This is a genomic window from Dysgonomonas termitidis (assembly GCF_054657735.1).
This window is the reverse complement of record NZ_BAAHYD010000002.1, coordinates 1,192,466-1,205,325: the sequence shown is the minus strand read 5'-3', so window position 1 is coordinate 1,205,325 and position 12,860 is coordinate 1,192,466. Positions and strand designations below refer to the sequence as shown.

General features: G+C 35.5%; 10 protein-coding genes. All 10 read right to left on the bottom strand.

The genetic code is table 11. The features are described 5' to 3' along the window. Positions 1-144 precede the first annotated feature (144 nt). Positions 145-1,695, bottom strand: coding sequence for an IS5 family transposase (locus ACYQ3L_RS08925; protein WP_459952396.1), 1,551 nt, complete (start codon positions 1,693-1,695; stop codon positions 145-147). A 66-nt stretch (positions 1,696-1,761) separates the two neighbouring features. Beyond that, complete coding sequence (locus ACYQ3L_RS08920; protein WP_379994148.1) at positions 1,762-2,226, bottom strand: FtsZ/tubulin family protein; 465 nt, start codon at positions 2,224-2,226, stop codon at positions 1,762-1,764. A 43-nt stretch (positions 2,227-2,269) separates the two neighbouring features. Further along, positions 2,270-2,443 carry a hypothetical protein gene (locus tag ACYQ3L_RS08915; RefSeq protein ID WP_379994147.1) on the bottom strand — a complete coding sequence of 58 codons (174 nt, stop codon included), beginning with the start codon at positions 2,441-2,443 and terminating at the stop codon, positions 2,270-2,272. Positions 2,444-2,552: 109 nt separating this feature from the next. Continuing rightward, positions 2,553-3,788 (bottom strand): hypothetical protein, encoded by a 1,236-nt coding sequence (locus ACYQ3L_RS08910; protein ID WP_379994146.1) that lies wholly within the window; start codon positions 3,786-3,788, stop codon positions 2,553-2,555. Beyond that, on the bottom strand, positions 3,785-4,723 hold the full coding sequence (locus ACYQ3L_RS08905) for a helix-turn-helix transcriptional regulator (protein WP_379994145.1): 939 nt from the start codon (positions 4,721-4,723) through the stop codon (positions 3,785-3,787). The genes ACYQ3L_RS08910 and ACYQ3L_RS08905 overlap by 4 nt, the downstream gene beginning before the upstream one ends. 36 nt (positions 4,724-4,759) lie before the next feature. Beyond that, positions 4,760-6,463, bottom strand: coding sequence for an ATP-binding protein (locus ACYQ3L_RS08900; RefSeq protein WP_379994143.1), 1,704 nt, complete (start codon positions 6,461-6,463; stop codon positions 4,760-4,762). A 445-nt stretch (positions 6,464-6,908) separates the two neighbouring features. Next, complete coding sequence (locus ACYQ3L_RS08895) at positions 6,909-7,517, bottom strand: metallophosphatase domain-containing protein (protein WP_379994142.1); 609 nt, start codon at positions 7,515-7,517, stop codon at positions 6,909-6,911. A 6-nt stretch (positions 7,518-7,523) separates the two neighbouring features. After that, complete coding sequence (locus ACYQ3L_RS08890) at positions 7,524-8,726, bottom strand: PDDEXK-like family protein (RefSeq protein ID WP_379994141.1); 1,203 nt, start codon at positions 8,724-8,726, stop codon at positions 7,524-7,526. A 214-nt stretch (positions 8,727-8,940) separates the two neighbouring features. Next, positions 8,941-11,130, bottom strand: a complete 2,190-nt coding sequence (locus ACYQ3L_RS08885; RefSeq protein ID WP_379994140.1) for a GmrSD restriction endonuclease domain-containing protein — start codon at positions 11,128-11,130, stop codon at positions 8,941-8,943. A 4-nt stretch (positions 11,131-11,134) separates the two neighbouring features. Continuing rightward, positions 11,135-12,832, bottom strand: coding sequence for a DUF262 domain-containing protein (locus tag ACYQ3L_RS08880; RefSeq protein WP_379994139.1), 1,698 nt, complete (start codon positions 12,830-12,832; stop codon positions 11,135-11,137). Positions 12,833-12,860 lie beyond the last annotated feature (28 nt).

Sequence of the window (12,860 nt, the reverse complement as noted above, 5' to 3'; positions counted from 1 at the left end):
GGAGTTGCTGGTTTTGAGCTTCTGCACGCTTGGTGAGGTGTTCATGGAGAGTAATGATATTCATCTTCGGATTTTATATAGGGTTTTTGCTTTGGATTCTTTCTGTCTGCGGTTAACGTTCTATACTAGGGTCTGCTGAAAAACTCAGCAGACCAATTCATATTTAATTCGGTTTGCGTCCGCTATTTCCCGGTTCCGATAACTATTATTGCGTCCATCCGATTTATTAGCGATTATCTCCAACAGCAATGCTGAAAAACTAAACCATAAGTTCTGAATAAGACACGGGAGTGCCATCCCCGCCAATTTGACCAGGTTTAGCACAAGGAAGATGCAGGCAATCCATGATTCGCTTGTTTGTCGGAGTCTGGCTTTGATACGGTTTAAGCCATAACCTGTTTTGGCTTGTCCAAACTTTCCTTCTATTGGATTACGCTCTCCCGGACTTACATGAATTGACATGGGCGAAGGCCTGCCCAGTGGCTTTGCTAAAAGTTTGATGCCTTTTTCCTTGAGCATAACCCGATTGGGACGACTACAGTAAATCTGATCAGCGAGTACTTCGCGGGGGTAGCATCCGAACCGTTCACGATACTTTTCAACATAGTGCTCCATGTGACTTCCCTCGTTAAAAGCATCCCAGGAAAGTTCATCCAGAAACGAGATGCCATCAATAATGGAAACATGTATCTTGGAACCAAACTCTACCTTGGCTTGACTCTTTCCTCTGACTATGGGGCATACATGAGGTTGATGGATGCTTACTATCCGGTCTTCCACTGTATGCGTCCTGGACTTATACATGTACAACTGTTGATCAAACAAGGTCTGGATAACATACAAATATTTCCGATCCTTCTTCTTTAAGGGAAGGTTAGGATAAGCATCCAGCAACCGATGGATAGAATTTATATTCCGCTTGAGATACCCCAATTGAATGCGAACGGAGTTTCTGATCTCTTTCTTGCTCTTTTTCTTCTTCTGGGCTGTCTTCAGATAGCGTTTGCGAGCAACCTTGCGGTAGCTACGCGGCTTTTTATCATGTAACAGATGGGTATAGAGCTGATCAATCAGGTTTTCCGATATTTCACGAGCTTCGTTGAGCAGATTCAAATCCGTTGGATAAGCAATATCCTGTGGACAAGCAGTAGCATCAAAAATGATCCGGCCTTTGTTCGCTGAGCCACCGGATAAGGAATCCTCATCAGGATCAATGCCGGAATCGTCTTTATCCGATTCTTTTTTCACAAACTCCATCCCTGTCTTCAACTGAACAATCCGCTCGTTGATCGCATTGATCGTATCTAGACCCAAGCGTTTTCGTAAATCCACAAACAGTGAAGCATCAAATGGGGCTTCATGGGTGAAGCTACAGTACCCCAGAAAGTATTGCATATAGATGTTTTCCGAAATCTGACTCACTGTCTCCCGATCATCCAAATTGCAAAGATGCTTGATCATTAGAGAACCCAAAACCACACGAGGACTCAATCCCGGTCGACCCGTTGAACTAACCCCTACATGTTTGAGGTAAAGATTGCAAATCTCATCCCAGGGAATCAAATGGGACAATACAACCCAACGGTTTCCCGGATCGAGTTGCTGATCGAATGGATTTTCAAATCCCGATAAAACCAACTGATTCGGACTCGCATAATTGGGACTAAGTGCACGACTTTTGCGCTGTTTCTTCATATATCCTTGCATTTGGAAAAAACAAATATAAGTATTTTCACTCATCCTTAACGAATTATCAGTTTATCAGCAGACCCTACTTATAATGGTTATTCCCCCGTCTTTCAGGATAGTCTTTACATCAGTAAAGTCTAAATTGATATGGCCAGGTATGGTTATAATATCTGTAATATCCTTGATCAAGGTCATAATCATATCGTTAATTGGGGTGAAAGTATTGGAGCTGATAGCGGTAATATTGCTATCCATAAAGAGTTCACTGTTTACAACCAATAAGGCATCCACATTTTCTGCTGTTCTCCCAATCCCATCCAAAGCTGATATAATCCGTTCGCGTCCTTCGCATAAAAGCGGCGTTGTAAGGATTCCTACCGTAAGTATTCCCATATCCCTGCACATACGCGTTATAATGGGAACAGTCCTTGTTCCCGTAGCTCCACCCATTCCTGCAATAATGAATGCCATCCTGGTTCCGTCATTAAATAACCGCTCTATATTTTCCCTGTCTTTTTCAGTTATGGCTTCGGTAATCTCCGGGATATTCCCGTCATTCGGTTTGCCTCATGTTTTTTGTTCAAGGAATACACATACTTCTACCGGGTTTACATAAAGCCTGCCTGTCTGTATCACATAAAACAACAGGTATGTCACATATTCCGCTATTATACATCTGGTTTACAATGTTGCCACCGCCACCTCCTGCACCTACCAATTTTATGATTGGGCTGATCCTTTTACATTCTTCCATTATAATTCTTTATACAGAAGAAAGGTTTTCCTCTAATACCTAGAAGGTATTCTTGCAGAGTTACTCATTTAATAAGATATTATAGCCCATATTTTAGATTTCATATCTATTAATTATTACCAATTTGATTTGTTTCGCTTTCATTACAGTAAACGTATTTATAATTGATCACTGACATTCCATCCACATTAACTTGTCCTGCAATTTCATTGAATCTCTGGAAATTCATGGGAGTAGCAACTCTACCACTTTCTCCAACATCACCGACTGTATCAAATATATTTAAGTATTCGATTTCATTACCAGTCTTGAAATTAATAGCTGCTAAATGATTAGCTGGACCACCACCATAAATAGAGTTTAGATTATTTTCTAGGACTCCATGAACAATCCCTTCAAACCAAACTGCGCCATTTTTGGTAACAGTTACAACTGGATAAGCTTTTGACTGATCCAGAGTTAATTTATAATTGGTAATCATATGATCATATCCAGTTCCACCTATTAGGTTATTAGTTTTACAATATTGATAAGAACTATAATCAAATCCGACTATATCAGTTATAGTCTTAATTGAAATATTAACTTTATATTCGGAATTGTCTTCAACTTTTGTACTTGTTCCATAAGCTGGAATCTCAGAATTAGAAGTCCAGATAGTATTATGAAACATTAGATTTCCTACATGATAATCTGAATAATACTTAGTATCGTAATTAGACGGAAAATTGTAAGAAAATATTTCAGATGGAGTAAATTGTTTTGAACCTCTTAAATGAATCTCTACATATTTTGGAGCAGCTTCCACAAACATGTCTTGATAGTAAGAGAAGTTCACTAAATTTTCTGATGTAGTCTGGAAACTGGATGAAAAGGGCTGTTGCAGTAACTCATTCATCCATTCATCGACAGTTTTAGTATGAAAGTATTGGTCAGCAGCGAAAGGTCCTTCTCCGTATTTATTTTGAGTTTCAATTGTTAACTGAGCTTCGAATTCATACATTTTACCGTTAACCTCAACAGCAAGAACTATTTTCTTAAGATCTAATTTAGTGATTAATTCTCCTGCTTTAAGAGATTTAGTCTTCGTTACATAAGTAGTATCATAAACAATTACTTTCTTGTACAAAGATAATTGGTAACCACTCTTGTTTGAATTAGAAGTTCCAGAATTTACTTTAACAAAAGTACCTCTTGAAGTGATAATTGTATCAATCTTCGGTTCCGTAGGTTTTATTGGAACTTCCGGAGTTCCTACTTCTGGTTCAACCCAAGGGTCGTTTCCAGAACAATTACAAAATATAAATAATGCTACTAATGCTAAAAGTTTAAATAAATTTTTCATAATGTTTTATGTTTTTTATATTGGTCGTAGATGATACCGCTTATCTCTTCCCTGAACCATTCCGGTGCTAATACTTCAATGTCTGCCCCATGGGATAATAATTCCTGCCGGAAATCATATGTCGGTTTAATATAATAACTGAAAATAGTGTATTCAGGCGTATTTTCTTCTTCTTTTTGGGAATGATGCAGCGGAAGTGTCCTGATATAGCAGTCCTGTTTTTTATAGACCTTAATCTTTACTGTCTCAGCCGGGATTTCATCATCCGCAATAATCCCAAAGGAGTCGGCAAAAAATAGTTCACCGTCAAAATCTTCCGGTAACCGGAAAGGGTTGTTTGTGATGCTTATATTTTTTATACGGTCCAATGCATAGATAAGTATTTGTTCCTTATACGAGCTATATGCCATCACATACCACCGCTGTTTGAACACCTTGATACAATAAGGCTCTATCTCGAATGTATAGGACGAATCACTCCAAAAATTCTGATACGTTACTTCCAATGAAAGACTATCCCTCATGGCTTCAATTATTGGTGTGAGGTACTTCTGCCCGGATGGTATTTTTTCAAATAAAATCCGCTGTTTTAGCTTATGGCTTTCGTTTATCAGGTTATTAACCGCAAATGTATTCAATAGCCAGCTCCGGACACCTCCCCGTTCCATATCCCCAGTATTTTCGATATAATACTTATAGCCATCCCGCTTATCACATTCGATAATAATGTCAAACATCTGTTCAATAGCACCACGGTGGTTATGGAAAGTACGCAAAGGAAAGTCTTCGCTATCAAGGTTCAACGATGACTTTTGCCAGAGTTCATTGATCTCTTCGAATGTTATTTTTCCCCTTCGATAAATAATGTCAACCAACCAGACATAACGGTTGAAAAGGTTGGAGGTGGAGTCTTTGGCGTTTTTTTTATTCCCCATATTTCGTATAATTTATAATTCAATTTAATGATACAATTATTTCGTAAATCCTACTCTTTTTCGTTCTTCGTCTTTACATAAAAACTCATTCCGGCAATAGCTATGCACTGCCTCTATTGTCGGCGTTATTCCGTTCAGGATGGAATCCACAGTATATTTCCGGACAATATTCTCTATTTGGCCTCCGCTGAAATTATAATCATTGGCCAACTCCAGTCTTTCCTGCCCTGATAATACAGGTAACATTGTATGCCAGATTTTTTCTTTAGCTTCAACACAAGGCTTGTCAAACTCGATTTTATATAAAAATCTCCTTTCGAAAGCCTTATCCAGGTTTTGTGTGAGGTTTGTTGTTGCAATCATTATACCCTCCAGATTCTCCATTTCCTGCAATAAGATATTCTGCATTGCATTTTCTGTCTGGTCAATGGAGCCCCTTCCTGTGTCTTTCCGTTTTCCAATAACAGCGTCAGCTTCATTGAAAAGCAAGATAGGCGCTATTTCACACGTTTTCAAATAACCACGGTAAGAGTCGAATATCTTTTTAATCCTCTTTTCGCTTTCCCCGTACCACATACTTTTTGTTTCGGATATGTCCACCATCATAATATCCCGTCCGGTAGAATATGCAATTTGATATACTGTCTCTGTTTTTCCTGTGCCGGGCGCTCCGTGGAACAAACAGGCAAAGCCTTTCCTCATCCCTCCTTTTTCCAGTTTTTCCTGAACAGACTGAAAATGGTCTTTGTGAAGAAGCGCCGCAAGTTGTTCTATCTGCGATTGTTCCCGTTTATTGTAAAATAATTGTTTCGCCGTAATACTGTCGTGCAAAATGAGGTTTTTCTTACCTTCCGCTTGCTGGACTTTTATGTCTAATTCTGCAAAAAGTTTTTCTTTGGCTACTGTCGATATGCTAAAGTATTCCCTGTCTCCAAAACCATTATCATTAAAATATTCTAAAATATTGTTTCTGACCAGTTCACTGTGTCCTTTTTGCAGGTTCGACTTCATTCCTCTAAATATCCATTTCTCGTCATACAAATCCTCAAAATCATGGAAACCGACACAATCATCATCCAGGTTGGCAAAACGGTGACAGAAGAGTAATAGTAATAAGAAGTCATTTTTATCCTCGCATATCTTTTCGTATTCTTTTACCTGCCGGCAAAAAAGTAAGGACCGGTTATCTTCTAAAAGAGATTGTAGTTCTTCCAATAATGCAGCACAGGAAATTTCATAGTCCTCCCTTTCATTGAACAGGCGATTGATATGCTTGAATAGTTCTTTTGTAGTAAGGCCCCGGGTGCTTTCGGGTGTATATGCGATGTCTTGTTTCAGGGTATTAACAACATCCACAGGCACCCGGTAGCTTTTTTGGCTGTCACTTCTTTTACAGCGAACGAGGTACCGCTTTTCTAATTCATCGATATCACTCATTAAACCTATAATCCTAACCAGCCGGCAGCCAATAAGTTTGGAAAAATCGCTGACATAAATCCTGCTATCATCACATTTCTCTATGAAAATAGCAAAGAGGACAGCCTGATTCATTGTCAGTCCCATTTTCCCGGCTACAAAATCAATGCTTTTCTTTGCTTTCCGGTAAAACTCTTTACTCAAACCGGAATTTTCAACTAATTCGACTATACACTCTATATGATCCAATATAGTTTTAGGAGTCTTTTTATCAACCTTCTTGTTAATACTTTCACCCTTTTGTGTAATATTTAACTGTCTCATATCTATTATTTTCTGTAAAGATAAGTGTATGATATGCCAAATAGCGGCATACATTTAAAAGATTTCAAAAAAAACTGCCCGGTATGAGCAGTTTTAATGATGCGATAGAAAATACTAAAGAGCCGGTGCATGTTTCCCTTTATTCGACCCATTAGGATGGCGCATGCAGGAATTATTTGTCAATGAACTTATTGAAGAGCTTGATGTTCCGCAATATTTGCAGGTGTATCTGTTTTTCTCACTCCCTTCATACAATTTATGTTTCCCCTTATTGGAACCATTTGGGTGTCGCATACAAGAGTTGTTTGTTAGTGATGCAACATTTGAAGACTTTGCTCCGCAGTACTCGCAATAAAAATTTGCCATAAATGTTTCGGTTTTAATGGTTTATATATCTTGTACAAAGATACATCCGGCCTGTGCCAAATGAGGGCATTAGCTTAAATCAAATGTCAAATACAGATGGTTTGTTTAATAACCGGTACTTTTCATCTACCAATGCCGCATTGGAAAAAGTTGTATATACTGATTTTTCAATACCATAGGCGTCGTGGATATGCCCGAAAAGATGGTAATGCGGGCGAATGTTTAATACCTTCTGGAGCAAATCTGGGCAACCAAAAAAGGTATTATTGGCGTTATCCAAAATACCAAGCGGTGGGCGATGTGAAATCAAAACATCTGTATTACACGGAATTGATTCCAAATCATGCAGGTATTTTTCCATGCGCAATTCGTAAGATATAAAATAAGGGATGCCCCAAAACCACAAGCCTTCAATCTCAATGCCCGAAGCATAAAGATAAAAGCAGTTTTCGGGTAAAAATTTCTGTATTCTCGCCGGTGCTTTTCCGTCGAGGCAAAAATCGTGATTGCCAGCAATGAAAATTTTGTACTGGTAATCCAATGCTCCGAACCATTCTATAAAATCGATAACTTCGTTCTCTGTTCCGGCCATTGATAGATCCCCGGAATGGATGATGATATCGGCAGCAGGCAAGTCTGTCAATTGCTTGTGCAGGTTATGGGTGTCGGAAAGGTGGAGAAGGCGCATTCAGTATTATTTTTTACCGACAGTTTCTATGACTTTTTCTAATAACTGTTCGAATTTAGAATAAGCGTCTTCATCTTTTTCAATACGACACTTAATATACCATTCTTTATCTCCCCATCCTTTCAAGTTTAGTTCTTTATTTATCTCTTGAACTAAGAATTCTACTCCTTTATATTTTATATTATTGTCAGTGTCCCACGTATTAATTCCATAAAAATAACAGCTTTCAGATTGGTCATAATATAATACTGTTGCAAAGCCTTTGTCTTTTTCTACAATAGTTAATATATTATTTTCGTCATTCTTCTTTTTCTCTCGTTGAGGATCGATAAAATTTTCTGGATAGGTTATAATACTCCTTCGTTCTGAAATATATTTCTCCGCCAATTCTAAGTTTAAAGAGCTAGTTAATAAATCGATTTGATTTATTATTTTACTTAACTCTTCTTTCTTTTCATTGAGCTTTTCAATGCTTTCTTGTGAAGTAAGACCATTTAGTCTTATCTCTTCTTTTATTAATTCTTGTAATACCATATTTTTATTTTTATCAATTTCTCGTAAATTATATTTTCCTTCCAAATGGTCAATATACTGTTCCAATGCGGAAGAAAGAAATTTATCTTTTGTATTTATATATTGGGGTAATACATCTTTTTTAAGCCAACAAAGGATATCATCGCTGAATGACATTCTCAAATATCTGTTTTTAAAATTCTCTCTATATTCGCCCCAAGATTGTTCGTCTGGCTCTTTTTCATTATGAAGATATATAACAAATATATTTTCTATATTGTATTTTTCTTTTGTAACATCAATATAGTGTTCTAATTGTCCTTTGTTTCTATTATGTTGGTCTGGTGCATAATTTACTTTATTTTCAAAAATTACTGCATAATCTTTATCTTGCACCCACAAGTCAATTCGACATTTTTCCTGTGTAATTCGCGGTTTTTTTATTTCTATTTTTTTTAAATCTTTGTCTGTATATTTTCCCTTTATAAAACTCAAAAAACTTTCCAGAATCTCAAATTTATTATCGGAAGTTTTCTGTTGCAGCAATTTTCCTAAAATTCGGCTATGCGCATTCTCATCGGCACGTAGATCATCTATCAAATTAATGTGATAAGGTAATTTTTCTTCTTCTTTTTTATAAACTTCTGTAAATGACTTTAATAATGCCATTATCTCTTTAAAACTATTTTCTGTCATATTTTTTGATTTTTAATTTTGCTTTTTCTTAATCAAACATACGTCCTCACCGTTTCTCTACAATCATAATATATCATTTTTCCATATTTTAACCAAAGTAAATTGCTCTCTATCTTGAGCATTAATTCGGAAGCTGTTCCAGGCGCATTATCTATGGCTTGCCCGAATATAAACCCTTTGATGTAGTCAATGAATATTTTATATGAGTAAAAGTTTATAGTTTCAAATATGAAATCAAATAATTTTTGAGTTTAATCAGCCTATCTTCAATATCAATCCCATTGTCCTGAGGTATTGAAATAGTGGTAATAGCTCCCTCTTCATTTGTGATTTCCCATGCTTCATTTTTACAATATATTTTTTCTCCAGTTTCTTTTATATATAATGGATCTCCATATTCTCCAATTAATAAATGTTCGTGTAGTGTCCCATCCCAATACACATCCAATAGAAACGGATACCAATGTCTTCCAGACAAAGAAGACGGAGTATTCATCATAATTACTTCATACGCATTATTTTTTTGCCTTTCTCTATCATTCTCCCAATAGTACATTCCGCTATCACCAGCTCTCATTGGCTCATATGCTATAAAATAATATCTCCAATCATAAATAGCTTTTGCTTTATATGCAGTTATCATACTTTCCAATTGCTCTAAAACAGGAAGTTCAGAATCAATATCAATAAGAAGCTTATTTAAGCAATCTTTTGTATTCTCAAAATATTTTCGCTGATTACTGAATGAAAATAAATCTTTCCATGTAGAATCATTGGTATTTCCTAGAGAAAACCTCCAACCCGTAAATAATTGGGAATAATCTCCAATAGTCAGCAATGCTCTACTTATAGTCATATAGGGAATAGAATGGTCGAACATCTTAAAAAATGCTTCCTCTTTGTTTTGTAGATTATCTATATCATCGATATCTATAATTCTCAATGTACCTTGCAGAAGAAAATGATCTTCCAAATGGCATGAACAATCGGCTAATGTCGGATTAATTCTCCTCCATTCCATTTTGTAGATTTCTTCTTCTTTCTGATTCCGACTATATCCCAAAGAGTCTAACGAAATCTCGCCTTTCACTATAATATCAGATGTTTCTTGAAGTAATGCATTCATCCTTTCTTCACGAATTTCATCAGAAGAGTTAAAAACTAAATTCCGGACGATTCTTAAACGCTCAAATATTTCATCAAGTGTAATAGATTCCCGATTCATCTGGAATTGCAAAACAGCATATAGCAATAATGAAAAATTTAAAGTAAAGCGCCTTCTATGTCCGTCCCTTATTCCATAGTCGTTACAACATTGCAAAAATAAATTACGATTGCTTATGTATAATTTGACCTTCCTTTCTTCATATTGGTTACTAGAGAAAAGACTTTCGAAAAAAGCATCTATATCATATTTTTCCCAACAGTCTAAAGCATTAAACAAGAATCTTAGATTGTACTTGGCTTTCGGGCAATTTATCCCATATACAATTTCAGAAAGAACAAAATCGTCATCCACAATCTCATAATTATGTTGATAACACAATATTTCTGTTATATAGCGATAATATTTCATGAACTCATCATCAATGATATTATTCTCACCTCTATATTTCCAAAGAATATCAGTCCAATTGTTGTCTATTTTGAATATAAACTCATTATACAGATCGACACAGATCGCTTTTATTAATTTTTCAAAATTCGCTTTAAAATGTTCAAAGGGAGTTAGAGGTTTCCCCCGGGAGTTCATTTTTATATAAAGACTATCAGTTAGCCCCATTTCTTTTATTGGTAAGAAATAGAAACTGATGGCTGGATTTGCATCGTCAGCCAAACAACTCCATAGATTTGATGTATTCTTGAACCGATTATGAATTTCATCTATTACCACCAACATAGAAACAATGGTAGGATCGTTTGACCAAGCTCCCATAAACCAAGGTTGGTCAATTATATCTTCTGAGATTTTCTGTTGTGAGAAGTCAGGCTTAAATGAAACTAGCCCACTACAAAAATCTCTCGAACTAAATCGAGTGCGATATGTGAACTTTGATAAGAAGTTAATCTCTTCTATGTCTTCGTGATATGCAATATACCAATGCAATAAGAATAATGTAGTCAACCTCTGTTGTCCATCAAGAGGTGTCATTTTCCCATTTGTAATATCTCCATAAACAAAGTCTAACTTGATGTTTTTTCTGTTAATTAATGTGTCAAATAAAACATCTAAAAAAGTTCGCCTAATTTTCTTTACATCCGAAGTTTCACGTCCCTGGGCATAATCCCGTTGAATGATTGGGATTTCAATGACATTAATTTTTTCTTTTTGTTCTTCCTTACTACCAAATTCTTGAGTAAATAATTGATTAAATGATATCGGGTTAGTGTATATATCGCTCATAATTTTACATTAAATAATTAGACAAAATACCTTTCTCTCCTGCCATAGCATCCATATATGCTTTTCTGTCGGTTTCCCCCCAAAAATGCAATTGATAATCTTGCGATTTAGTATAGTATTTCAGGAAAACACGCTTCGTGCAAATCGGGATGTATTGTCCGGCATTATCCATATCCAATATCTTATTTCTTTTCACATCGAATGTCGAATTATTAAGGGCTGCATTGTTTTCAAAACTCAGTAATGCCATATTTGAAAGAGAATGAAGATAATCTTTTTTATCATTTTTTTCGGAAAGGACAGATGTTACCTCGGTGAAAATTTCATCAAAAATAATTCTGTCTATATTCTCATATTTAGCTTCTATTTTTTCAATTAAATCCCGTACTGTTGAAGATGTATCAGTTTGAGCAATAATTCTCAATGATTCGAGGTGTAGTCTTAACCACTTCTGCTGGTCTTCTTTCTTATTCAAACCTTGTGAATTTTGCGCATGAATGTGTTCCAACGACCATTGTTTCGATTTATGTGCATTAAAAGAATATTTTTCTTGCGAAATTTTTAATAAACGCAGAGTTTCAACATTGAACAATAACAGAATATTTTCTATTTTTTCTTTATCGGAGTTATTCTCGTATGACAATTCCCAAAGATTTTCAGTAGAAATCGATATTCTCTGTCTGATTTCTTCGTCAAGTCTCGCTAAAAATACACTTTTCTTATTACCCTCTGCTTTTTTTATTAATGTTTGTATGTGAACTCCTGTAGCTACCAAATAGCCTACTTTGTGATAAATATCTCTATTTTCGAACCACTCTTTTAACCTTAGGTAATAGTTTTGTATCTCTTTCCACAAATCAGAAATAGGAGTCTTATCCATACTAATTTTATTACTAAAGAAATAGAATGTATAATACTTCTCTTTTTCATGCTCGTGCTTATCTGCTATCATTTCAAACAGCAATTCTATACGGGTATTATATTTCGACGCTTTTTTATTGGTTAAAAATCCCCAGAATTCCTCATTGTGTAATTCTTTTTCTATAATATCCCAACTGGTTGCAATTTCAATTTGTTTTTCTTCTGTTACATCAGAATTGTTATCCCGTGACAAGAATAGTGCCCTCACAAGCTCTGCATTTGTCAAAGGTATTTTTCCTATATTCAACCGGGTAAATAGATCTGTCGAGTCATTTTCATTTGTTTCATACCATATTACTTTAACAAACTTGCATAGATACTGGTATATATCATCAACAGCTTCCGAATCATTCTTTTGCTTTATAAACCAATCTCTTATTGCTTTATATGCTCCATATATATGGTAGAAGTCAATATTCTTTTCTGCTAAATTTTTATTTACATTTTCAAGATATCCTTTGCTATCAGGGCGCGTTTCATAATCCAAAGAAAAATTCACATTAATTCTAGGCTTATACCCTTCATACTTTATGAAATTTAAAATTAAGAAGAGGGTAGTAAGCCTTTGCTGTCCATCTATTAGTTCATACACATTGTTATTATTTTTTACTACGATTGGTTGCAAGCAATAATTATTACTCCCATTTTCAAGGATATCGTCCAATAGCTTTTCAACCTGCTCCTTATCCCATCTATATCCTCTTTGATAAGATGGAATGAAAAAATCTCCGGATATATCTCCTACCAATTTAGGCTCTAATTTTACTCCTCTATTGTTCATCTAATTCTAATTGTAATTAAGGCTTAAT